The following is a 23253-nucleotide window of genomic DNA, read 5'->3' on the forward strand; positions in this document are numbered from 1 at the left end:
CAATCCAAGGCCCTAACCCGGCCTTTGTTTTCTTAGAATTTTCAGGGTTTTACATACTGTTTAATCTTCAATTTTCAAGGTGCTTTCAACATTGACGCCAAAGCGTTTCAGCGGCAACTCCTCTATCCTATCACAACCATTCCGCTTTGTCAATCGTTTTTTTATTTTTTCTCTTGCGCATTGGTTCTTACCGCAGCGCAAGAGATATATTATCAGATGATTTAACAATTGTCAACAGCTTTTTTAACTTTTTTCAACATTTTTTTCATTTTATAAAAGCCCCCAAAAAAAGACTTCCTTTACATGCTGCTATCCAGAGTAAACCAGAATTTCACTCCCCCTTCCACATTTTCAACACCGCAGGCCTTATTATGAGAATCCATAATCGCTTTCACAATCGACAGTCCGATGCCGCTTCCTCCGTAAGCTCTGGTTCTGGCTTTGTCCACTTTATAGAATTTTGTCCATAGATTGTCCATGTCTTTCTCCGGAATGTGCTCTCCTGTATTGAATACGCTCACCTTCACCTCTCCTGCTACCTGCTCCAGATTGATTTCGATCTGCTTCGTTCCGGTCAGATGATTCATAGCATTGTTAAGATAATTAGTAATTACTTCTTCTATTTTAAATTCATCTGCCCAGACCCATACAGGCTCCTTCTCCTTAAATATTACCTTAGCCTCCTTCTGCTGAAGCAAAATACCGGCAGAGGAAAGAATCCCCTGGATTAAGCTGGTAATATCAAAGCGCTCTATAACCGGTACATCATTGCCAAATTCCAGAGCTGTCAGGTTCAAAAGCTGCTTTACCATGGTATTCATCTTGTTAGCCTCATCCATAATTACCTCGCAGTAATAATTCCTGCTGTTCTCATCCTCAGCCATCCCTTCGGTAAGTCCCTCTGCATACCCCTGAATTAAGGCAATGGGAGTCTTTAACTCGTGAGAAACATTTGCAATAAAATCTTTTCTTGCTTCATCAACACGTATCTTTTCCTCTATGTCTCTTTGAAGCTCATTGTTGGCAGTTTTTAGCTCCCCTATGGTCTCCTTCAGTTTATCGGACAGGGTGTTCATACTCCTGCCCAGAACTCCTACCTCATCCTTCGCCTCACCTTCGTACTTGGCATCAAAGTCTAAATTGGACATTTTCTCCGATAGGGCCGACAGAGTCATTATGGGAGAGGTAATCTTCCGGGTGGTTACGTACATAAGGACGCTTCCAATCATCAAAACAGTAATTCCTACATAGGTCAAAAACAAATTGGACAGCTGGACGCTGTCCCTGATACTGGCCAGCGGAATGGATACGATAAACATAGTGCTGTTATCGGAAAAAAAACCCCAGCTTTCCAAATTATAATTATTATTTCTGGGATCATAGGTTTTTTCTATGGTGTAATTTTCATGCTCAGCCACAGTCTCAGTACCGTTTTTATTCTGTCCCAGCACATACCGCTGTACCTTTAAGGCCAGCCACTCACTCTCTCTGGCCGATGACAAAAAGGCTTTGCCTGTATTGCTATCAATCATAACGATTGCCACATTGTTGCTCTCTCCCAGACCACGAATCTTTTGGAGTATGGACATGGCCTTATTCTCCTCCGTCTCCTCATTCTCTCTCCATTCAGAGGCCTGATCCTTTTGTCCTTTCGTTTTGCCCCATTCCATGGCAGCATCTGATCTTCTCTGGGCTTCCATTGCTGTTTCCAGCAAATCCACAATACTGCCTCCCCGGCTCATCTGCTCCAGAACCGCAGCGTCAATAAGGTCGTAGGTACGTTCCATGACCTTCACCTTCTGATTAACATAAAATGGCTCCAGATACCATGTATTCACTGCCAGAACCGCAAGAAGCACCAATGTCATCAGGCCAATAAAGATCAGGGTAAACCGATATCGGATGGAATATTTCATTCATTCACCTCAAATTTATAGCCCATTCCCCATATCGTCTTAATCAAATCTCCCTTCTCTCCCAGCTTGCTGCGAAGCTTTTTTACATGGGTATCAATGGTTCGGGCATCTCCAAAATAGTCATAGTTCCACACATTGTTCAGTATCTTTTCTCTGGATAAAGCAATTCCCTGATTTTCTGCAAAATAACTTAAAAGCTCAAATTCCTTATAGCTAAGCTCTATCTCCCTACCGTCAACTGTCACCTGATGGGCTGCCTTATCAATACAAATTCCGCCCAGGTTTAGGCTCTCCCCGGAGGTCATATTCGTTCTGCGCAGAATTGCCTCTACCCTGGCCACTAAAATCTTTGGGCTGAAGGGTTTGGAAATATACTCGTCAACTCCCAAGGCGAAGCCCTGCAGCTCGTCTCTTTCCTCGCTTCTAGCCGTCAGCATAATAACAGGAACCTGAGAGTATTTCCGTATTGTTTTTAAAACCTCCCAGCCGTCCATCTTAGGCATCATCACATCCAGAAGCACCAGGGAAATGTCCTTTTGCACAAAAAAAATGTCGACTGCTTTCTCACCATCCTCTGCTTCTATGACAGAAAACCCTTTGTTGGTCAGGAAATCCTTCACCAGTTTCCGCATTCTGGCTTCGTCATCTACAACTAATATTTTTAATGTATCCATGAAGCTGCCTCCTCAATCCCTTCCGGTTTAAAATTTGTAGGTTCTGGATGGTTTTATTTTAGCAAAAAAACAGGAACATTTCCATCATTTCACACAAGTTTCACAGCCCGGATTTGATCCACACAGAGATTTCAGGCATAAAAAGCCTTTGTTTCGGGCAGCAAAAAACCGACGCTGCACAGCGCCGGTCTTCCCGAATCATTTATAAAGTTCCATTCAAGCTTCATCCAGCTCCTCTTCACTGATAAGCTCGTCAAACTCCTGCTCATCCAAAAGCTCATTAAAGGCGTCTGCTACCAACTCATACTCATCATCATCCTCAATGTTATCCAGGGATGGCTCTCCTTCAGCGGTTTCGGCATAACGGTACAGGTATACTTCTCCTTCATCAGAATCAGCGCCTTCTACCGGAAGAAGTGCAATGTAATCACGCTCTCCTGCCTGGAAAATGGTCAAAACCACACACTCCATCTCTGTATCGTCGTCCAGAGTAAGGGTAACTGTCATCTCCTGATCTTCGTCATTTAAATTCTTCTCGTCTGCCATAGTATGATTCCTCTCTCAATAGATAGATTCAGATTTGTCTTTGCAGTTACACTGTAGCAGACTCATGAAAAAAATGCAAGGATTTAAAGTTTTTTCCATCTTCTGCTTCTGATCGTATATATTCCTATTGATAGGTCTTATTATATGAATACAATAATCCCAAAAGCCCTGCAAGCCCTGCAAGCTGCGCTCCCAAGTGCAGATATCCTACCGCTCTCTGCCCCCAAATAATCAATCCTACGAAAAAAACAAAAAGCAAGCCCTTTAAAATAAATACTCGCATCATAACTCTCCTTTTACCCCTTAAGTCCTCCAAGACTCATACCTTCCGTCAGTTTTTTCTGTACCAGCAAATAAAGAATCAGTGTAGGAAGCATAACCAAAACCAATCCTGAATAGAGCTGCCCATAATTGGCAGCAGCCTTCTGAACGCTGTTTAAATTCATCAGTCCTACAGGCAGCGTCTTATAGGCATCCTTAGTCATTAACGTCATAGCTAAAATGTATTCATTCCAGAATGTGAGGAAATTAAAAAGGATGATTGTAATAATGCTGGGCTTCGCCATAGGCATCATAATTCTCACCATAGTATTAAAATAGCCGCTTCCATCCACAAAGGCTGCTTCCTCATAATCCTTAGGTATGGTAGCGAAAAAACCGCTGAGGAGATAAACCGTAAAGGGCAGGTGGGTAGAAGCATAAACCAGCGACAAAACCACCCGGTTATTCAGGAAAATTCCTGTGGCCCCGATGGAACGAAGAAACGTATCCGCATCTACAAACATCAGGAAAATCGGCACCACAATATAATTCACATTGACAAATAGTCCTGCCATAAAAATAATGTTTAACAGCTTACTGCCTCTAAAACGGTACCTGGCCAGCACATAAGCGGCAGGCAGGGCAATTATCAGCAGAAATGCCAAGGACAGGGCCGTGACAATCACAGAATTCAGCATATAGCTTCCCATCTTCGCCGTTTTAAAGGCATCGATAAAGTTCTGGAAATACAGTCCTTTTGGTAACATCCATGGACTTTGTCCGTAAAACTCAGAATTTTCCTTAAAGGATGCCATAAATACCCAGGCCACCGGTACAGCAATACATACAGCCAAGAAAATTAAAAAGAAATAGGTTAAAACGTTTACCAATTTATTTAAAAATGCAGTCTTACTCTTATCCATCATTCCACCCCCTTAAAATTCCAAAGCATCGCGCTTCGTCACTCTATTTACAACAGCAGCCAATGCAAAAGAAAAGAGGAAGATCACCACTCCAATGGCCATACCGTATCCATATGAGGAATTCGTATACGCCTGATCGTACATATAATTCAGGAATACATCTGAGGCTCCGTCCGGCTTTCCTCCTGTCATTGCCTTTACCAGCTGAAAGCTCAGATTAATCGTGCTGATAATGAAGAAAGTCAGGGTGCTTCTGATATTAATCCAAATCATAGGAAGGGTCATGGAAAAAAACTGGCGCACCTTCCCAGCCCCTTCCAGAGAGGCCGATTCATAAATACTTTCCGGGACTCCCGCCATACTGGCCATGTACATAACCATATAATATCCAATAGCCTGCCAAATCAGCGCGATAATAATAGCCCACACTACCAGCCTTTGATTTCCCAGCCAGGCTATCAAACCTTTACCATCCGGCGCCACCGGACGGAATATATAAATAATACTGTTTAAAAGCCCATCCCTCTGATCGTAAACTGCTGAGAAAATTGCCGCAACAACTACAATGGACAGGATGTTGGGGATATAAAAAATCGTCCGAAAAAGAGCCTGCCCTTTTATCTTTTCCCGGCTCAGAATATAAGCAAAGATAATTGCCAAAGCCAAAGTTACCAACGTCACCACTGTAATAATCAAAATAGAATTCTGCATGGCTCTGAGAAATTTCATATCAGAGGCCAAAGTTTTAAAATTATTAAATCCTACAAATGTTTTTTCCGCTGAATACCCTCCCCACTTATAAAGAGACATCCGAAAAACATTGAAGGTAGGCACTATCATAAAGATAAATAACAGAACTGCGGCCGGAGCCACGCATAAAAAAATAAATAAGCTTCTTCTGCGATTTTTCACCTACATTCCCTCCTAAAGCTTGTATCCGTCAGGTCTTTCTTTATCAATACCCGGATACTTCGTAAAAAGAGGCTGCAGCAAAATACAGGAATATAGCTAGTATTTCGCCGCAGCTCTCCTAAATCTTACTAACAGGCTATCCTTTGATACAGACTACTTCATTGCCGCTCTCAGCTGATCGCTGACTTCTTCCACAGCGGCCTGCCATTCATCCACCGTCTTATCACCTGTTACAATACTGTCAATGGTAAAGAACAGAGTATCCTTCATGCTTACTCCTTCTACTGCTTCCGTTGTCGCAAAGCTTCCCATGGAAGCCTTTGCTCCGTTATCATAAATAGAGTAAATCAGCTTGCTGTCTTCATTGGTGATAAACTCGCTGACGCCCTCAACTGGCTGGATTGCGCCAGATTTAGCAAAAATCTCCACAGCCTCGTCAGAGTACATATATGCCAGGAATTCCTTAGCCAGCTCCTTATTCTCTGCCGCTTCAGGAATCCACATCTGCTCAAAGAAGGTAAATGCATAGCGATCTCCGCCCTTTTCCATTGCCGGCAACGGCATGAAGCCCCACTTAAAGCCCTCTGCTCTGGGAGCGTCTGCCATCTCACTGATAATCCAGTTTCCATTTGGCATAAAAATCGCCTTGTCATCCAGAACGAGCTGCTGATTCTTTTTGAAATTATCACTGTTTGCGTTACCTACAGTCGTAGGCTCTGTATAGCCAGCCAGCTTTGCAATCAGATCCAATGCTGTCCTAGCCTCCTGAGTTTCCCAAATACCGTCTGTATAGGTCATTGCCTGATTATAAAAATCCGGTCCGCCAATCTCAGTAAGAAGGCCAAACATAAATGCGTCAAAATATCCGGCTACCGGATAGGTGAACAAAGAAATCCCCTCTGCTTTTGCCTTATCTCCGAGGGCCCACATATCATCCCAGGTTTCTGGAAGCTCCCAGCCCTTGCTCTCAAACAATCCTGCGTCATACCAAAGACCGCAGGGGCTGTAGAACATAGGAGCCAGGTATGTTTTGCCGTCGTTATAAGGATTGGTTACCAGTGTGTCAACGAAGCCAGGAACAATCTTTTCCCCTACCGTTACGTCCTCTCCCGGAACCTTCATGGAAAGCACATCCGTAATATCCGCGATAGCCTTATCCTTCAGAAGAGTCTCAGGAAGGGCCAGCTCACGTCCTGTCGCCAGGTAAACAATATCAGGATAATCTCCTGCCTTCATCAGAGGGCTGATCACTTCTTCCAGATTCTTTTCCGCAGTCAGCTCAATGGTAACACCCGGATTGTTTTCCATAAACTTTTGGGTTACCTCTTTCCACATTTCCGTACCATAGCCGCCATCAAAGGCTGCTACCTTTAACGTTCCTTTCAGTCCCCCTTCCACAGGAGTCTCCTTTTCTTTATCAGCCGCCGCAGATTCCTCACCTTCTGCAGATGCCGCAGCCGCCTTTGTTGTAGACTTAGCAGCTTGTCCGGAACAACCGGCCAGGCTTGCCGCCGCCATAGCCGCCGCACAGGTTAACGCCATAATTTTCTTCAATTGCATAATCCTTCCTCCTCTATTAGATTAAACTTACTATTATCTTGTATCATTCATTATATATATTTCTTTTTTTATTCTCTATCATTATCTTGCCATATTTTATATAGATCTTGTTTTTTTTGTCAAAAAATTGTTTTATATTTACATTTTTATTCTTTTCGTATATAATTTGCTTAATTTGAATCTTTTTTTATCTTTAGCATTTTGTATAAGTGGTACATTTTTACTTGAATTTAAAAGGAGTTTTTCCCAAATGAGCATGCAGCGCTATGAAATCAAGCCTAAGCATTTCCAGCACTTAAATTCCAAACTGCTGTATATCTCCACGTCCAAATATCAGGGCGACTGGAAAAGCATACCTCACAGCCATCACTTCACCGAGCTGTTTTATGTAGTAAGCGGTAAAGGAACCTTTCTTTTGGACGGCCAGATCTTCTTTATCGGGATTAACGACTTAATTATCGTTCCTCCCAACATAGAGCACACAGAACAATCTCTGGATGCGTCACCTTTGGAATACATTGTCCTGGGAATTGAGGGTATCACCTTTTTTAACACTGAACTTTCCAGCAGCCGCATCATCTGCAACTACTCTAAAAAGACGGAATTGCTGAATATCCTGAACCTGATTATGGAAGAAGTTCACCATGAGCCTTTGGGCTACACTCTGGTGTGCCAACACCTTTTGGATATTCTTCTAATCCAGATTATCCGCTGCCAAAAGCTGGTTCCTGCCTCCATCGGCACGGCCAAAATGACACGGGAATGCGGACAGGTTAAGCAATATCTGGATTCCAACTATGCAGACAATATTTCCCTGGACTCTCTGGCTGCCTTTACTCACATGAATAAGTACTACCTGGCCCACGCCTTCACCAAATATACAGGGCTGTCCCCAATCAGCTATCTCAATACCAAGCGGCTTCAGGTCAGCCGTGAGCTGTTGGAATCCACAGACCACTCTATTGCGGAAATTGCCACATCCATCGGCTTTTCTTCGCAATCCTACTTTTCCCAGGTTTTTAAAAAAGCAACCGGCATGACTCCCAACAGCTACCGGAAGCTTAAAAACAGGGAACATAAGCATGCAGAACAAAAAAAGGAAGAGCATAACCAGAGTCGATTACACAAAATCAAAGATTAGGAGAATTTAACAATGAAACAGCCAAATATCGTATTAATTATGACTGATCAGCTTAGAGGCGACTGTCTGGGAATCTCCGGACATCCAGATGTAAAAACGCCTTACCTGGACTCTCTGGCAGCTAAGGGAACACGGTTTGACAGAGCCTATTCCTCCTGCCCCAGCTGTATTCCTGCCAGGGCGGCCCTCCATACCGGTCTTTCTCAGGAGCATCACGGCAGAGTGGGCTATCAGGACCTGACAGACTGGAACTATCCTCATACAATGGCAGGAGAGCTTGCCAAAGCCGGCTACTATACTCAGTGTGTGGGAAAAATGCATGTACATCCCCTGCGGAATCTTATGGGCTTCCACAGCATTGAGCTTCATGACGGATACCTTCACGCCTACCGCTATCCGAATACTCCCTACTATGAATCTCAGAAAATCGCTGACGATTACTTCTATTGGCTCAGTCAGGAAAAGGGGATCGGGGCCGACGTAACAGATACCGGGATGGAATGCAATTCCTGGATGGCTCGCCCCTGGATATATGAGGAAGCCTGCCATCCCACCAACTGGGTTTCCAGCCGGGCTATTGACTTCCTCAGAAGACGTGATACCAGCCGGCCGTTTTTCCTCATGGCTTCCTACCTAAGGCCCCATCCCCCTTTTGACGCGCCTCAATACTATTTTGATCTGTACAAAGACAAGCCGCTCTCCCCTCCGGCTTTGGGAAACTGGGAGGACAGCAAAGAACTGACCCATCTGGGCCGGATCTACGACTCTCCCACCGGCCCCCTGGACCCAGAGCTGCTGCGACAAGCTCAAATTGGCTACTATGCATGTATCACTCATCTGGATCACCAGATAGGACGGTTGATACAGGCTTTAGTCGAACACCAGCTGATGGATGATACTGTGATCCTCTTTACCTCTGACCATGGTGAGGAGCTGGGAGATCACTACTGCTTCCGAAAATCCAGGCCCTATGAGGGAAGCGCCCGTATTCCTATGATTATCTCCGGCCCTTCCCGGCTCATTGGGGGAGCTGCCGGACAGGTTTGCCACAGCGTAGCTGAGCTGCGGGATATTATGCCAACCCTTCTGGATCTAGCCGGGCAGCCTCCCATAGAAGGTCTGGATGGTCAAAGTCTCATGCCTCTGGTTCAGGACCCTTCCATCCAACTAAGAACATACCTTCACGGTGAGCACACCCTTGGCATCCACTCCAATCACTTTATTGTAACGGAAACCGATAAATACATATGGTATTCTCAAACTGGTGAGGAACAATATTTTGATCTTTCCCAAGATCCCCACGAGCTTTCCAATCTGATTGGGGAGCCTCACTTCCAGGAACGTATTACCTTTCTCCGCACCGCCCTTATCCAGCGCCTGTCAGACAGGGAGGAGGGCTACAGCAACGGACAGCAATTAATTACGGGAAGGCCGCCTCAAACCCTGTTAAAAAGCGTTCTCTCCCATTAGTATTCAATTCCCTTCCTGGCAGCGATTCCTTCTGTAAAGGGATGCTTGCGCAGCTTCATCTCCGTTAGATAATCCGCATAGGAGCACAAGGCTTCGGAGGGATTCCGGCCTGTAAGAATCACCTCCAAAGCCTCCGGCCGCTCCTTCAGTGCAGCAATAAGGGCCATCTCATCCACAAAGCCCAGATTAACCGCTCCTATTACCTCATCCAGAATAAGCAAATCATATCCGTCTCCCCCCTCTTTTCCTGCTGCCACACGCCAGGCTTCCTTAAAGCTGCGCCCATAGTAAAGCTCTGCCTCCTTACGGGTTTCTGGTGACATCTGCCAGGAAAATCCAAAATTCCGGAAACAGGGCATAAGCGTAATTCCCGGAAGCAACGGAAGGCTGATAACCTCCCCCGAATCTTCTGTTTTCAAAAACCTGGAAATTAGCACTCTTCTCCCCCGCCCGGCAGCCCGGACAGCCGCTCCTAAAGCCGCTGTAGTTTTTCCCTTTCCATCTCCGCAGTATATATGGATCAGCCCTTTCATGACCTTACCTCCTCTATGAATCTTGATACTTCCTGCCTCTTATGGTAGCGTTCTTTTACATAGTAGAGATGGAGCCTCTCTTTTGCTCTGGTCATAGCCACATAGAACAGCCGCCTCTCCTCCTCTACGTCAGGCTCCAACACTGCCTTGTGATGGGGCGTAATGCCCTCATTGGCATCCAGTATAAAAACCACCCGGTACTCCAGACCCTTAGCGCTGTGCATGGTCATGAGGCTTACGCCAAAGCCCTTTTCATTCCGGCTTCGGGCTTGCAGCAGCAGCTGCTCCTTATATTCTCCCATGTGAGCAAACCAATCCTCACAGGTCTTAAAACCAGAGGCGCTCTCCTGAAGCTGATCCAGCAGCTCCAGCAGCTCCTCCGGCTTCATGCGCCTGTCTTTTGCATACTCCCGGATATAGCCGTCATACTCCACAGCCTTACGTATATAGTTTACCGCAGCGGCAGGAGCCATATTCTTAAGCATCATTAAATCATATTCCAGCTGCTCGACGCGATCCACCATCCAGCTCTTATCCTGATAGAAGGACTTTACTGCCTCCCAGCTGACCCTCTGACCCTCTAAAGCATCCCGGCTGATATAGCGCTTAGGACGGTTGATAATGGTTAGAATGTTCCCCCGGCTCAGATCACCTTGGGCTGCCCCTATGTAAGCCAGCACATTTTTCGCAATCCAGTGATCATACAGATTGGGAAGGGTATCCCCCATGGAAAAGGGTATATTATACTCCATCAGCTTTTCAACCAGAAGCCTCGGCCCAAGGTTGGTGCGGTATAGGACTGCCATGTGCTCATAGGGGATTCCCATCTCAGCGTAGGACTTAAGCTCCGATGCAATGGCGGTGGTTTCCTCTGTGGGACTTGGCCATTCCTTTATGATTACATCCCGGCCATTGCCTCTGGCTGCCCGTATTTTCTTGGTAAATCTGGTACGATTGTGACAGATAACCCGACAGGCCGCTTCCACGATCTGGCGGCTGGAGCGGTAATTGGTGTCTAGCAGCAAAGTTTTCGCCCCAGGATAATCCCGCTCAAAGCCCAGCATCAGCTCCGGCTTGGCCCCGCGGAAGCGGTAAATAGACTGATCGTCATCCCCAACGATAAAAAGGTTGTTTCTGGGCCGGGACAGCATTTTTACAATTTCATACTGAATTCGGTTAATATCCTGAAATTCATCGATCAGTATATATTGATATTTGTTCTGCCAGGCAGCCAGAATATCCTTCCTCTCCTTTAAGAGTTCATAACACATTACCAGCATATCGTCAAAGTCCAAAAGCCCAGTTTGCCTTAACCGCCTCTCATATTCCTGGTACAGCTTTTTAAACACAGCCTCAGGGCAGTTTTTTGAATAGTAATAATCCAGACTTAACTGTTCCCCCTTTACCAGGCTGATTTCACTTAGAACTGCATTAATAAATTCTCCCTCATCTTCTATCTCTAGCTCGCACCCCTCCAGAGCCTCCCGGATAAAGCGGACTCTCTGCTCCTCCCTCACAATATCGGCAGCCTGGTAGCGGTAAGCCAGCTTTAACATGAGAAAAAAGACAGAATGAAAGGTTCCAAAGGAAACCCTGTTACATCCTGCCTGAGTTATCTGCTCATACCTTTCTTTCATCTCTCTGGCTGCTGCCCTGGTAAAGGTAATCACCAGGATGTCCCCCGGCTCCACTCCAGCCTTCTCCGTAAGATACCGAACCCGGTTGGTAATGACTGTGGTCTTTCCTGAACCGGGTCCTGCCAGTACCAGCATAGGGCCTTTTCCATGCCGGATTGCCTTTTTCTGTATTTCATTTAATGCCATGAAGTCTTTATCCTTGTTCCTGCAATAAATGGATTCCCTTGCGGATTCGCTCCAGGGATTCCTCTTTCCCCAGCACCTCCATAATCTCAGTTGCTCCCGCCGGCGTCATCTGCTTTCCAGATAGGGCTGTTCGGATCGGCCACATTACAAAGCCTGTTTTAACGCCTGTAGCCTCCACATACTTTGAGAGAGCTGTATAGAGAGCGCCGTTTGAAAAGTCCTCCTGAGCTTCCAGCACAGGAAGGAGATCGGCCAGCACCTTTAGGGAGGTCTGAGCGTTGGTCTTCATCTTCTTATGAGTGTACATGGCAACGTCATATTCCGGAAGTGTCTCAAAAAAATCAATATGTCCCTGAATATCAGGGAATACCTCAATTCTGGTTTTTACCATAGACGCAATCTTTTTAAGATCCAAGGGCTTCTTAATCACTGCCTTAAGGTAAGGCTCTGCCATCTCATAAAACCTGTCAAATTCCATGGCCTTCATATACTCGCCATTCATCCAGCGCAGCTTGGTCATATCAAATACAGCCGACGACTTGCTCATACGGTGATAGTTAAATTCCCGGATCATTTCCTCCAGAGAAAAAATTTCCCTGTTATCCTCCGGAGACCAGCCAAGCAAAGCCACATAGTTCACCACTGCCTCAGAGATAAAGCCCTGCTCTATCAAATCCTCAAATGAGGAATGTCCGCTCCTCTTACTCAACTTGTGATGCTGCTCATCTGTAATAAGGGGACAGTGGACATAAACCGGCACTTCCCAGCCAAAGGCTTCATATAGGCGGTTGTACTTAGGTGAGGAGGACAGATACTCATTGCCTCTGACCACATGGGTAATACCCATGAGATGGTCATCTACTACATTGGCAAAATTATAGGTGGGATATCCGTCGGATTTGATAAGAACCATATCATCCAATTCGGAATTGTCCACAGTAATATCTCCGTATATTTCATCCTTAAAGGTAGTGGAGCCTGTAACCGGATTATTCTGGCGGATCACATACGGAATGCCTGCTGCCAGCTTCGCTTCCACTTCCTCCTTTGAAAGGTGCAGGCAATGCTTGTCATAGGCCATAATCTCCTCGCCGTTTACCGTGGTCTTAAGCGAGGAGAGACGCTGAGGAGTGCAAAAGCAATAATAAGCCTCCCCCTTTTCAACCAGTTTTTTGGCGTACTCCAAATAGATCCCTGATGCCTGACGCTCACTCTGGACATAGGGTCCGCAGCCGCCGTCCTTATCAGGCCCTTCATCGTGAATGAGTCCTGTATCCTTAAGTGTTTGGTATATAATCTCCACTGCGCCTTCCACATAGCGCTCCTGATCCGTATCCTCTATACGGAGAAGAAACTCTCCTCCCTCGTGCTTCGCAATCAAATACGCATACAATGCGGTTCTTAAGTTTCCTACATGCATCCTTCCCGTGGGGCTGGGTGCGTACCTTGTCCTTACTTTGCTCATCTTCTTGATTCTCCTATCATTCCCCGGCAGTTTCTGCCTTCGCTGCTGACTGTTACTGAAACAGTTCACAGTGAACATTATATAACGAAGGTCAAAAAAAGACAATGCCCGATTTTTTCAGGCATTGTCCGTTTGCTTTTATTTGAATGTTGAAGCCTCTGCGTCTGCCACGAATTTATAATATCAGAGGGCATCCAGACAAGCGTTTCCTGCCAGGACTACGGAGCAGACCTCAAGCAGGGCTGCAAAATCACAGCTGCTTTTCTTTTCATTCCAAGTCACTAGGCCTCATGGTCAGGTTAATTCTTCCCATCTTGTCAACCTCAGTCACCTTTACAGTAACCTCATCTCCAATATTCACAACATCCTCTACCTTGCCCACCCGATTGTCAGCCAGCTTGGAAATGTGAACCATACCGTCCTTGTTAGGAGCCAGCTCCACAAAGGCTCCAAAATTCATGATGCGCACCACTCTGCCGTTGAACACCATGCCTGGCTCGATATCAGTCACAATACCTGTAATGATAGACATAGCCTTATCAATCATAGCCTCGTCTGTACCGCAGATACTTACAGAACCGTCATCTGTTATATCAATCTTAACACCGGTTTCCTCGATGATTTTATTAATAACCTTGCCCTGCTTACCCACTACATCGCCAATCTTCTGGGGATCAATGGTCAGCTGCTTAATCTTAGGAGCATACGGACTTAAATGCTTTCTCGGCTCAGAGATAACAGGCATCATGACCTTCTCCAGAATATACATTCTGGCTTCTTTCGTTTTTGCGATTGCCTCTTCAATAATCGGACGAGTAAGGCCGTGAATCTTAATATCCATCTGGATTGCAGTGATGCCGTTCCTTGTTCCGCCTACCTTAAAATCCATATCTCCAAAGAAATCCTCCAGACCCTGAATATCAGTCAGCACCAAATAATCATCATCCGTATCGCCTGTAACCAGACCACAGGAAATGCCTGCAACCATCTCCTTAATCGGTACGCCTGCCGCCATTAGGGACAGAGTAGAAGCACAGATGCTTGCCTGAGAGGTGGAACCGTTGGACTCCATGGTCTCAGATACAGTGCGGATAGCATAGGGAAATTCCTCCGTACTTGGAAGCACAGGAAGCAAGGCCCGCTCCGCCAGAGCGCCGTGTCCGATCTCCCGGCGGCCCGGCCCCCGGCTAGGCTTTGTCTCTCCCACGGAAAAGGAAGGGAAGTTGTAGTGGTGCATATACCGTTTGCTTGTCTCATTTTCATCCAAACCATCAACCCTCTGGGCCTCTGACAGCGGAGCCAGGGTGCAGGCATTGAGAATCTGGGTCTGTCCGCGGGTGAACATACCGGAACCGTGTACTCTTGGAAGAAGGTCAATCTCAGCAGCCAGATGGCGGATCTCGTTGATTGCCCGGCCGTCAGGACGCTTATGATCCTTTAAAATCATCTTGCGGACAGTCTTCTTCTCATATTGGTAGATTGCCTCACCCAGTATATTCAGCCATTCCTCGTTATCTGCAAACGCTTCCTCAAGGCGGGCAGTAATCTCCGCAATATTGCCTTCCCGTGTCTGCTTGTCGTCTGTAAATACGGCCCCCTCCATCTCAGTAGGCGGTACAATCTCCTTTATGGCAGAAAAAAGCTCCTCAGGAACGGCACAGCTTTCGTAGGTATGCTTCTCTTTGCCGCACTCAGCTACGATGGTGTCGATAAATTTGATTATCTCCTGATTTACCTCGTGGGCCTTGAAAATAGCTTCGATCATCTTCTGCTCAGGAACCTCGTTGGCTCCCGCTTCAATCATGATCACCTTTTCTCTGGTAGAGGCCACTGTAAGAGCCATATCGGAAGCCTTTTTCTGAGCGGCCGTAGGATTGATCACGAACTCGCCGTCCACGAGGCCTACTTGGGTAGTTGCGCAGGGGCCGTCAAATGGAATATCTGAAATGCTGGTGGCGATTGCTGCTCCCAGCATAGCAGTAAGCTCAGGACTGCAGTCCGGGTCAACGGACATAACAATGTTGTCCAGGGTTACGTCATTGCGGTAGTCCTTAGGAAACAGGGGACGCATGGGACGGTCGATTACACGGCAGGTAAGAACTGCGTTTTCGGAAGCCTTGCCCTCCCGCTTATTGAATCCGCCCGGAATCTTTCCCACAGAATACAGCTTTTCTCCATACTCTACGCTAAGGGGAAAGAAATCAATGCCCTCTCTTGGCTTGGCAGACGCAGTTGCCGTAGACAGCACAACAGTATCGCCGTAATGCATAAATGCTGCGCCGTTGGCCTGTGCTGCCACTCTGCCTACCTCTACGGTCAGCTTACGGCCTGCCAGATCCATGCTGAAACTCTTGAACATAATGGTGCCTCCTTTTCTTTCATACAAATGATTTGCTTTGGACAGAAGACGCCGAAACTACTGATCTGCCTGCCGGAACAAGGAGAGCTTCCCTCCTGCAGGTACATCAGCGGTCTCGGAGCAACCCTGCCCGTTATTGGTTCCCTGGTTTTGAAAGCAAAGATAGGGTGGAGTTATTTTCTCCACCCTAATTAATTACTTTCTGATACCAAGCTTTTCAATTAATGCACGATAGCCTTCCAGATCCGTCTTCTTTAAGTAATCCAGAAGCCCTCTTCTCTGTCCAACCATCATCAGAAGTCCTCTTCTGGAGTGGTGATCCTTAGGATTCTGCTTTAAGTGCTCTGTCAGTTCTGAGATCCTCTCTGTAAGAATCGCGATCTGAACCTCCGGTGAACCTGTGTCACCAGGCTTACGCCCGTACTCCGCAATAATCTGTGCTTTCTTTTCCTTTGAAATCATGGCCCTTCCTCCTTTTATAATTAAACTCACCGTAAACCAGGCTGTCGGCTGGAGTAACCAGATAACCGGGCATCGGCGCTTATTTCCGCAAGAGCAAGGCTCCAAGGTCAGGCTGGACTGGCTTAGGCACTGCCTGCGGCGTTAAATAATCTTCTGACGACTATTTAACTCATACCGGTTCAGTATAGCATAGTCTGCTCCATCTGTAAATATTTATTTTATTTCTCTTCTGTCATTTTGCCCAATTTTATCCAGTCTAATCTCAGGATGTTTTTTAAAATAACCGGCAGCAAAGGCTTTGTCCAGCTCAATCCTGGCTTTCAGCTCCTCCAGAGAGCCAAAGGTTTGCTCCGGCCGTTCAAAGGCCAGCAGCTGAACCTCGATTGTCTCACCATAGATATCACGATTCAGATCAAAGATATGCGTTTCCACTCCGATGGGATACTCTCCCTTTACAGTAGGCTTACAGCCAATATTGGTAACTCCTCTGTAGAAAGAGCCATTCACACAAACTCTGGAGACATAGACACCCTTCTTTGGCAGGTGCTTGTTGGACGGCGGCATCAGGTTTGCTGTGGGAAATCCCAGAACGGCCGCTCCCATGTGATTGCCATGAACCACCTCTCCATGGATGGCATATGGCTCTCCCAACAGGGCATTGGCCTTCTCCACATTGCCCTTTACCAGCTCCTCCCGTATATAGGTGCTGCTGATATCTCTTGCCGCATCCTTCTCCTTTTCAATAACGCAGAGGCGGTAGCCACATTCTGCCGCAAGCTCCCTCAGAAGCTTTGCGCTGCCCGCCCCCTGATAGCCAAAGCTGCAGTCAGGGCCAACGACAATTACCTTTGCATTCATCCTTCCAGACAGGATATTTCTAACAAAATCCTCCGGGCCCATATGGCGGATCGCCTCTGTAAAAGGATATTCAACCAGGTAGTCGATCCCCATTTTCTCCATGTTGGCTCTCCGCTCCTGATTGGTGGTAATGACAGTCTGCTTCTCACCGTCTGCTATACTAGACGGAACGGAATCGAAGGTAAAGATTGCTGTAGCATAGCCCAGCTCCTCCTTGAGCTCCTCCATGATTCTTAGCAGCTTCTGGTGTCCTCTGTGTCTTCCGTCAAATTTCCCCAATGTGACAATCGTAGGTTCTTTAATCTGAAACTCTGTCGTATCTGTTATATACCTCATCCTGCTATTCCTCTTTTTCTTCCTGGTCCCTCCGTCTTTGGATCTGCTCAGTTCAGGAGGGAAGGAACATCTTCCAAGGCTTCCACCAGCTTTTATCCTGCCGGTACTGGTAAACTCCTAAAAACTGTCCCTGACTGTTATATATCCTGAACATCTGGCCTTCACTTGGCTCTCCTCCTCCCCCCGCTTTTCCAAAATCCAACTGATTTTTAAAAAGGGGATTGCCATTACAGAGCAGCGCGTCAGCTTCTGGTTTTGCGGCAAGAGCGGGATAGGAGCTCAGGGCCTCCTCCACCGGAAGAATATATGCCGTAAGCCTGCCCTCATCCCTGACCTTCTCAATCTGATCCAGACGAAGGCTGTCTTTTAACTCAAAGGACTCCACACGGGTGCGGATTAGATGCTCCATACATCCGCCGCAGCCTAGAAGCGCACCGATGTCATGGCAAAGGGTGCGGATGTAAGTTCCTTTGGAGCAGGTCACCGTCATCCACACTCTGGGCAGCTCTATTTTGGTGACGGAAATGTCCAGAATCTGTACCTTTCTGGCCTGACGCTCTACCTCCCTTCCTGCTCTGGCAAGATCGCAAAGCTTCTTGCCCTTCACCTTAAGGGCTGAATACATAGGCGGTATCTGGGCATATTCACCCAGAAAGCCTGCAATGGCCGTTTCCACCTGCTCCTGGGCCAGCTTCAGATCTGGCTCCTGGGCCTTAGCAAGTATACGGCCTGTGGTATCCTGCGTGTCCGTAACCTGTCCTAAAAGCATTACAGTTTCATAGGTCTTGGTCTTATCCATCAACAGATCACAGAGCTTTGTACCCATCCCCAGACATACAGGAAGAACTCCCTCTGCCGCCGGATCTAGCGTTCCGGTGTGTCCGATCTTTTTTTGCTTTAAAATTCCTCTGAGCCGGGCTACCACATCATGGGAGGTATAGCCCGGCTCCTTATATATGTTTATGATTCCGTGATACATTGTTTCAAATCCTTTATATCTCTGAGGAAATGTTCCCCTTAAGCTGCCTGGCAATCTCATTGGAAAGGTTATTAATCACATCATGAATGCTTCCATTCATAGAACAGCCTGCGGCTCTCACATGACCGCCGCCGCCGAAATATGCGGCAATTTTACTTACATCCACCTCTTTTTGGGAACGCATGCTGACCTTAAACTCCTGGGCGCCTGTTTGATAGATAAAAATTGCTACCTCCACTCCCTCCGTAAGCCGCAGCTGGTCGATGATGCCATCCAGATCCTTACTGCCCACACCATAAAATTCCATCTCGTTCTGACGAACCGCACTGAAAATGCAGCGGCCTTTAAAAAAGGTAACGCTTTCCAAAAGGGCCCTCCCCAGAATCTGATTCTGTATATACGTTTTTTTATAAAAGCTGTTGTCAATAATTCCGCCGAAATCGATGCCCTTTTCCATAAGCTTTCCCGCAATTTCCATGGTCTTTCGGGAAGTGCAGGCGTATTTGAAAACTCCTGTGTCATGCACAATGCCTGTGTACAAGCATTCTGCCACCGTAGTGTCAATCTTATCCTCCTCCATCTGTCCAAAAAGAACTTCGCAGGTAGAACTGGCATTTTCCTCAACCAGGTTGGTATCCGCATAGCGGGTATTGGTTATGTGATGATCCAGACACAGGCTCCTTTTTGCCCGCTGCAAATAGCACGCAAACACTCCCAGACGTTCCATACCGCCACTGTCCAGGCAGACACAGAGGTCATATGCCTCTTCATCTGTCTCATGGCAGATCCGCTCAAAGCCTTTCAGATAAAGAAATTTATCCGCTGCCTCCTCCAAATATACGGAAGCCTTAATATTCGGATAATTCAGTTGAAGATAATTATAAAGTCCCAATGTAGATCCCAGGCAGTCCCCATCCGGCCTGATATGTCCCAGAATCGCAACGGAACCGGCATTCTCCAGCATCTGCTGTAAAATTGTCATTATAGCTCCTCCTTATCTTCTTCCATCCCTTTCTCGTCATCGTCCTCCTGAATGCCCTGTGTGACCTCGTCAATCAGCCTTGACATCGTAACGCCGTACTCTATCGACTGATCCAGAATAAATTTCAGCTCCGGCGTATTTCTCAGATTAATTCTTCTTGCCAATTCCCGGCGAACATAGCCTTCCGCACTCTTTAAGCCCTGGATAGTGGCTTTTGAAGCTTCCTCATCTCCCAGAACACTGATATATGCCTTACAGTACTTTAAGTCAGGCGTAACCTCAACTGCCACTACAGAGGTCATAGGATGGATTCTCGGATCCTTGATTCCCAGGCGAATAATCTCGCTTAACTCCCTCTGAACCTCCATATTAACTCTGGTATTCTTTATACTATTTTTACGCATGTAACTCCTCTCTTGCCTCAGGAGCCTATCTGGGCACCTCCACCATAGTGAATGCCTCAATCTCATCGTCCTCCTGGAGGTCATTAAACTTCTCAAATACAAGGCCGCACTCATAGCCTGCGGCTACCTCCTTCACATCATCCTTAAATCTCTTTAAGGATGCCAGAGGTCCTTCGTAAATCTGCTCTTTTCCTCTTTTGATACGGCAGCTACAGTTCCTTGTAAATTTACCATCCAGCACATAGGAGCCTGCAATCGTTCCCACTCCTGATGCCTTAAAGGTCTGGCGTATCACCCCATGGCCAATCACCTTTTCCTCAAATACAGGATCCAGCATGCCCTTCATGGCAGCTTCCACATCCTCAATGGCCTGATAGATGACCTTGTATAGCCGGATATCCACTTTTTCCCGCTCTGCCACAGACTTAGCCATTATATCCGGGCGGATATTAAAGCCGATGATAATCGCATTGGAGGCTGACGCCAAGGAAACGTCGGATTCATTGATAGCTCCCACGCCTCCGTGGATTACCTTAACCATGACCTCCTCATTGGAAAGCTTAAGCAAGCTCTGCTTAACAGCCTCCACCGATCCCTGAACATCTGCTTTGATAATCAGAGGCAGCTCTTTTACATTGCCTGCCTTAATCTGACTGAACAGATCGTCTAGGGACAGCTTTGCCTTAGTATCCTCAATCAGCTTATTCTTGCCCTCGGATATAAAGGTTTCCGCAAAGCTTCTGGCCTCCTTCTCATTCTCTGTAGCTACAAATACCTCTCCTGCATTAGGCACATCATTGAGCCCCAGAATCTCCACAGGGGTTGACGGGCCGGCCTCTTTCACCCGGCGGCCTCTGTCATCCATCATAGCTCGGATCTTGCCATAGCACGAGCCTGCCGCAATGGTTTCCCCAACGCGGATGGTTCCCTTTTGTACCAGCACGGTTGCCACTGGCCCCTTACCCTTATCCAGCTCAGCCTCAATCACAAGGCCTCTGCCCTTACGGTTCGGATTGGCTTTTAGCTCCAGTACATCCGCTGTCAAAAGCACCATCTCCAAGAGGTCTTTAATACCCTCCTTGGTATGGGCAGAAACCGGAACAAAAATAGTACTGCCTCCCCAATCCTCTGGAATAAGCTCATACTCAGACAGCTCCTGCTTAACCTTATCAACATTAGCGCTTGGCTTATCAATCTTATTGATGGCAACGATAATCTCAACCCCAGCTGCTTTGGCATGGTTGATTGCCTCTACCGTCTGAGGCATGACTCCATCATCTGCCGCCACTACCAGAATGGCAATGTCCGTAGACTGGGCGCCTCTCATACGCATAGCGGTAAACGCTTCATGCCCGGGGGTATCCAGAAAAGTTATCCTTCTGTCATTTATATCAATTACAGAGGCTCCGATATGCTGGGTAATGCCGCCGGCCTCTCTTGCAGTTACATTGCTCTCGCGAATTGCGTCCAGAAGAGAAGTTTTACCGTGGTCAACGTGCCCCATTACACATACAACCGGCGGTCTTGGAACCATATCGGCCTCATTTTCCTCATCCTCCTTGAGAAGTTCCGCAATTACATCCACTTTCACTTCCTTCTCGCAGAGAACCTCGAACTCCATGGCGATTTCTTCCGCCTTTTCGTAGTCGATTTCCTGGTTCAGAGTCACAATCTGCCCTTTTAAAAACAGCTTCTTTACGATAACAGAAGGCTGAAGCTTCATCTTTTCAGCCAGCTCCTTGATGGTAAGCACTTCAGGAAGGGTAATAGTCTTTATCTCTTCCACCTTTACCTCTTCCTTCTTTGGCTGAGGCATAATAAATGCACCCTTGCCAGTTTTCGGAGCCTTCTTTCCATCCTCTATCCGATCTCTCTTATCAAAGCGGTCATTTTTGTGAGCGTTTTTATTTTGACGGTTGCTGGTTGGCTTTGCCTGAATGGCAGCGTCAAAGGATGGTTTTGAATCGCGTGCTCCTGGACGACGGCTGTCACGCGTATTGCCTCGTGTATCTCTGTCCTTATCCTCACCTCCGCGGCCACCATAGCCACCCTGAGTTCTCTGGCCGTAACCTCCCTGGGGCCTCTGACCATAACCTCTCTGACTATCCCGGTTCCCCTGATAGCTTCCCTGGCCTCTCTGGCTGTCCCGGTTCCCCTGATAGCCTCCCTGGCCTCTCTGGCTGTCCCGGTTCCCCTGATAGCCTCCCTGGCCTCTCTGGCTGTCCCGGTTCCCCTGATAGCCTTCCTGACTTCTCTGGCTGTCCCGGCTTCCCTGATAGCCTCCCTGGCCTCTCTGGCTGTCCCGGCTTCCCTGATAGCCTCCCTGGCCTCTCTGACTGTCCCGGCTTCCCTGATAGCCTCCCTGGCCTCTCTGACTGTCCCGGGCTCCCTGATAGCCTCTCTGGCCGTCCCGGCTTCCCTGATTACTCCCCTGGCCTCTCTGGCTATCTCGGTTTCCCTGACTAACTCCCTGGATTCTCTGACCATCCCGGTCCCCCTGGGTCTTCTGCCCCTCAGGATTTCTCTGGGAGCCTCCCTGAGGCCTGACATTTTCACGGCTCTCAGCCGTTTCATTCTGAGCGGACGTCTGCGCCGGTTCCTCTTTTGCAGTCATGTTCTCCACAGACTGAGCCTGCACCTTAGGCCGAACAGGCTCCAAAGAAACTGACGGGGCAGAATGACGCTGCGTCTGCGGCTTTGGAGGTACCGGACGCTTAATCTGCTGCTGCGCATTCTGAGGACGAAACACAGCGGTAAGCTTCTTTTTCGCAGGCTCAGCCTTTGCCGCCTGTTCTGTGGCTCCTCCTGTTTTCACAGTCTCGGCCTTTGGCGCCTCTGCTTTGGCAATCTCCGTATTTGTAGCCTCTCCTTTGGGAGCATCCGTCTTGACAGCAGAAGCAGCCTTTCTAGACGCGAACGCTGCCCTGACCATGGCTTCCTGCTCCTTCGATACATTAGACGCCGCATAAAGAGATGCTTTGGCGTCGCCGCGCTTGATTACTTCTAATATTTCCTTGCTGGTCTTACCCAGATCATTTGCCAACTCACTTACTCTCATTCATACTACCTCCATTCATATTCATTAGTTCTTCCATCGACCTTGCGAACCCTGCATCTTCCACGGACAGGGATGCCCGAAACTCCTGCCCCATGGCGTGCCCCAGTTCATCCTTGCTTCCAAACAGATAGATTGGGACTTTATAGTGAGCACACATATTGGTAAACTGCTTCTTCGTGTTCTCCGAAGCTTCTTCCGATACAATTACCAGATGGGCTCTTCCGCTCTTAACCGATTTCTCCGTCGAAAATTCTCCGCTGACCACCTTTCTGGCCCTTCTTGCCAGACCGATCAGGCTTAACAGTTTCTTACGATTTACCAAGCTCTTCCATCTCCTTTTCCAGAGTTTCATATACCTCTTTGGGAATTGCCATTTTAAAGGAGCGCTCCAGCCCTCTGCTTTTTACAGCCCTTTTCAGACATTCCTTTGATGGACACAGGTAAGCGCCTCTGCCGTTCTTTCGACCAGTCGCGTCTAACATTATCTCATCTTCGGCGGTTTTAATCACTCTTATCATTTCCTTTTTGCTTTTCATCTCTCCGCAGCCAATACACTGCCTGAGCGGAACTTTTTTCATGCTCACTTACATC

21 protein-coding genes are annotated in these 23253 nt (G+C 47.3%); 2 read left to right on the forward strand and 19 right to left on the reverse strand.

Features of this window, described 5'->3' with window-relative positions; all coding sequences use genetic code 11:
• Positions 1–299: 299 nt before the first annotated feature.
• The 7 genes from FYJ39_RS16800 to FYJ39_RS16825 all read right to left on the reverse strand — a co-directional run bounded on the left by FYJ39_RS16800 (position 300) and on the right by FYJ39_RS16825 (position 6792).
• Positions 300–1916: a sensor histidine kinase gene (locus tag FYJ39_RS16800; protein WP_154473581.1), complete on the reverse strand. Its 1617-nt coding sequence runs from the start codon at positions 1914–1916 to the stop codon at positions 300–302.
• Positions 1913–2590: a response regulator transcription factor gene (locus tag FYJ39_RS16805; RefSeq protein ID WP_154473582.1), complete on the reverse strand. Its 678-nt coding sequence runs from the start codon at positions 2588–2590 to the stop codon at positions 1913–1915. The genes FYJ39_RS16800 and FYJ39_RS16805 overlap by 4 nt, the downstream gene beginning before the upstream one ends.
• 216 nt (positions 2591–2806) lie before the next feature.
• The gene (locus FYJ39_RS16810) at positions 2807–3136 is read right to left on the reverse strand and encodes a DUF1292 domain-containing protein (RefSeq protein WP_154473583.1); all 330 of its coding nucleotides are present in this window, start codon (positions 3134–3136) and stop codon (positions 2807–2809) included.
• Positions 3137–3260: 124 nt separating this feature from the next.
• Positions 3261–3422 (reverse strand): DUF6903 family protein, encoded by a 162-nt coding sequence (locus tag FYJ39_RS20585; RefSeq protein WP_178258194.1) that lies wholly within the window; start codon positions 3420–3422, stop codon positions 3261–3263.
• A gap of 10 nt (positions 3423–3432) precedes the next feature.
• Positions 3433–4320: a carbohydrate ABC transporter permease gene (locus tag FYJ39_RS16815; RefSeq protein WP_154473630.1), complete on the reverse strand. Its 888-nt coding sequence runs from the start codon at positions 4318–4320 to the stop codon at positions 3433–3435.
• Positions 4321–4332: 12 nt separating this feature from the next.
• Positions 4333–5232: a carbohydrate ABC transporter permease gene (locus FYJ39_RS16820; RefSeq protein ID WP_287846845.1), complete on the reverse strand. Its 900-nt coding sequence runs from the start codon at positions 5230–5232 to the stop codon at positions 4333–4335.
• A gap of 153 nt (positions 5233–5385) precedes the next feature.
• The gene (locus FYJ39_RS16825; protein WP_154473584.1) at positions 5386–6792 is read right to left on the reverse strand and encodes a carbohydrate ABC transporter substrate-binding protein; all 1407 of its coding nucleotides are present in this window, start codon (positions 6790–6792) and stop codon (positions 5386–5388) included.
• Between the two features lie 250 nt (positions 6793–7042).
• On the opposite strand from FYJ39_RS16825, the gene FYJ39_RS16830 reads away from it, so the two are divergent.
• Together FYJ39_RS16830 and FYJ39_RS16835 are read left to right on the forward strand one after the other, a co-directional pair.
• Positions 7043–7933, forward strand: coding sequence for an AraC family transcriptional regulator (locus tag FYJ39_RS16830; RefSeq protein WP_154473585.1), 891 nt, complete (start codon positions 7043–7045; stop codon positions 7931–7933).
• Positions 7934–7945: 12 nt separating this feature from the next.
• On the forward strand, positions 7946–9403 hold the full coding sequence (locus tag FYJ39_RS16835) for an arylsulfatase (protein WP_154473586.1): 1458 nt from the start codon (positions 7946–7948) through the stop codon (positions 9401–9403).
• Here FYJ39_RS16835 and FYJ39_RS16840 read toward each other — a convergent pair.
• From FYJ39_RS16840 to rnpM, 12 genes are all read right to left on the reverse strand, one after another.
• Complete coding sequence (locus FYJ39_RS16840; protein WP_154473587.1) at positions 9400–9936, reverse strand: cob(I)yrinic acid a,c-diamide adenosyltransferase; 537 nt, start codon at positions 9934–9936, stop codon at positions 9400–9402. The two genes, FYJ39_RS16835 and FYJ39_RS16840, sit on opposite strands and share 4 nt — an antisense overlap.
• The gene (locus FYJ39_RS16845; RefSeq protein ID WP_154473588.1) at positions 9933–11759 is read right to left on the reverse strand and encodes an ATP-dependent helicase; all 1827 of its coding nucleotides are present in this window, start codon (positions 11757–11759) and stop codon (positions 9933–9935) included. The genes FYJ39_RS16840 and FYJ39_RS16845 overlap by 4 nt, the downstream gene beginning before the upstream one ends.
• A gap of 7 nt (positions 11760–11766) precedes the next feature.
• Positions 11767–13224, reverse strand: a complete 1458-nt coding sequence (gene gltX, locus FYJ39_RS16850) for a glutamate--tRNA ligase (RefSeq protein WP_154473589.1) — start codon at positions 13222–13224, stop codon at positions 11767–11769.
• A 268-nt stretch (positions 13225–13492) separates the two neighbouring features.
• Complete coding sequence (locus tag FYJ39_RS16855; RefSeq protein WP_154473590.1) at positions 13493–15583, reverse strand: polyribonucleotide nucleotidyltransferase; 2091 nt, start codon at positions 15581–15583, stop codon at positions 13493–13495.
• Between the two features lie 195 nt (positions 15584–15778).
• A complete protein-coding gene (gene rpsO / locus FYJ39_RS16860) occupies positions 15779–16045 on the reverse strand; it encodes a 30S ribosomal protein S15 (RefSeq protein ID WP_154473591.1) in 267 nt (88 codons plus the stop codon).
• Between the two features lie 213 nt (positions 16046–16258).
• A complete protein-coding gene (locus tag FYJ39_RS16865) occupies positions 16259–17239 on the reverse strand; it encodes a bifunctional riboflavin kinase/FAD synthetase (RefSeq protein WP_154473592.1) in 981 nt (326 codons plus the stop codon).
• Positions 17240–17291: 52 nt separating this feature from the next.
• A complete protein-coding gene (truB, locus tag FYJ39_RS16870; protein ID WP_154473593.1) occupies positions 17292–18218 on the reverse strand; it encodes a tRNA pseudouridine(55) synthase TruB in 927 nt (308 codons plus the stop codon).
• Between the two features lie 13 nt (positions 18219–18231).
• Positions 18232–19200, reverse strand: a complete 969-nt coding sequence (locus tag FYJ39_RS16875) for a DHH family phosphoesterase (RefSeq protein WP_154473594.1) — start codon at positions 19198–19200, stop codon at positions 18232–18234.
• Positions 19200–19604, reverse strand: coding sequence for a 30S ribosome-binding factor RbfA (gene rbfA, locus FYJ39_RS16880; protein ID WP_154473595.1), 405 nt, complete (start codon positions 19602–19604; stop codon positions 19200–19202). Before rbfA ends, FYJ39_RS16875 begins: the two co-directional genes overlap by 1 nt.
• Positions 19605–19629: 25 nt before the next feature.
• Positions 19630–22662 (reverse strand): translation initiation factor IF-2, encoded by a 3033-nt coding sequence (infB, locus tag FYJ39_RS16885; RefSeq protein ID WP_154473596.1) that lies wholly within the window; start codon positions 22660–22662, stop codon positions 19630–19632.
• Positions 22649–22984: a L7Ae/L30e/S12e/Gadd45 family ribosomal protein gene (locus FYJ39_RS16890; protein WP_154473597.1), complete on the reverse strand. Its 336-nt coding sequence runs from the start codon at positions 22982–22984 to the stop codon at positions 22649–22651. The genes infB and FYJ39_RS16890 overlap by 14 nt, the downstream gene beginning before the upstream one ends.
• Positions 22971–23240 carry an RNase P modulator RnpM gene (rnpM, locus tag FYJ39_RS16895; protein ID WP_154473632.1) on the reverse strand — a complete coding sequence of 90 codons (270 nt, stop codon included), beginning with the start codon at positions 23238–23240 and terminating at the stop codon, positions 22971–22973. Before rnpM ends, FYJ39_RS16890 begins: the two co-directional genes overlap by 14 nt.
• Between the last annotated feature and the right edge of the window lie 13 nt (positions 23241–23253).

The organism is Clostridium porci (assembly GCF_009696375.1).
Classification (GTDB): Bacteria; Bacillota; Clostridia; order Lachnospirales; family Lachnospiraceae; genus Enterocloster; species Enterocloster porci.

Bases quoted from the DNA above. Each gene is read 5' to 3' on its own strand.
- FYJ39_RS16800 (WP_154473581.1), bottom strand. From the start codon at position 1,916: ATGAAATATTCCATCCGATATCGGTTTACCCTGATCTTTATTGGCCTG.
- FYJ39_RS16805 (WP_154473582.1), bottom strand. From the start codon at position 2,590: ATGGATACATTAAAAATATTAGTTGTAGATGACGAAGCCAGAATGCGG.
- FYJ39_RS16810 (WP_154473583.1), bottom strand. From the start codon at position 3,136: ATGGCAGACGAGAAGAATTTAAATGACGAAGATCAGGAGATGACAGTT.
- FYJ39_RS20585 (WP_178258194.1), bottom strand. From the start codon at position 3,422: ATGATGCGAGTATTTATTTTAAAGGGCTTGCTTTTTGTTTTTTTCGTA.
- FYJ39_RS16815 (WP_154473630.1), bottom strand. From the start codon at position 4,320: ATGGATAAGAGTAAGACTGCATTTTTAAATAAATTGGTAAACGTTTTA.
- FYJ39_RS16825 (WP_154473584.1), bottom strand. From the start codon at position 6,792: ATGCAATTGAAGAAAATTATGGCGTTAACCTGTGCGGCGGCTATGGCG.
- FYJ39_RS16830 (WP_154473585.1), top strand. From the start codon at position 7,043: ATGAGCATGCAGCGCTATGAAATCAAGCCTAAGCATTTCCAGCACTTA.
- FYJ39_RS16835 (WP_154473586.1), top strand. From the start codon at position 7,946: ATGAAACAGCCAAATATCGTATTAATTATGACTGATCAGCTTAGAGGC.
- FYJ39_RS16840 (WP_154473587.1), bottom strand. From the start codon at position 9,936: ATGAAAGGGCTGATCCATATATACTGCGGAGATGGAAAGGGAAAAACT.
- FYJ39_RS16845 (WP_154473588.1), bottom strand. From the start codon at position 11,759: ATGGCATTAAATGAAATACAGAAAAAGGCAATCCGGCATGGAAAAGGC.
- gltX (WP_154473589.1), bottom strand. From the start codon at position 13,224: ATGAGCAAAGTAAGGACAAGGTACGCACCCAGCCCCACGGGAAGGATG.
- FYJ39_RS16855 (WP_154473590.1), bottom strand. From the start codon at position 15,583: ATGTTCAAGAGTTTCAGCATGGATCTGGCAGGCCGTAAGCTGACCGTA.
- rpsO (WP_154473591.1), bottom strand. From the start codon at position 16,045: ATGATTTCAAAGGAAAAGAAAGCACAGATTATTGCGGAGTACGGGCGT.
- FYJ39_RS16865 (WP_154473592.1), bottom strand. From the start codon at position 17,239: ATGAGGTATATAACAGATACGACAGAGTTTCAGATTAAAGAACCTACG.
- truB (WP_154473593.1), bottom strand. From the start codon at position 18,218: ATGTATCACGGAATCATAAACATATATAAGGAGCCGGGCTATACCTCC.
- FYJ39_RS16875 (WP_154473594.1), bottom strand. From the start codon at position 19,200: ATGACAATTTTACAGCAGATGCTGGAGAATGCCGGTTCCGTTGCGATT.
- rbfA (WP_154473595.1), bottom strand. From the start codon at position 19,604: ATGCGTAAAAATAGTATAAAGAATACCAGAGTTAATATGGAGGTTCAG.
- infB (WP_154473596.1), bottom strand. From the start codon at position 22,662: ATGAGAGTAAGTGAGTTGGCAAATGATCTGGGTAAGACCAGCAAGGAA.
- rnpM (WP_154473632.1), bottom strand. From the start codon at position 23,240: ATGAAAAAAGTTCCGCTCAGGCAGTGTATTGGCTGCGGAGAGATGAAA.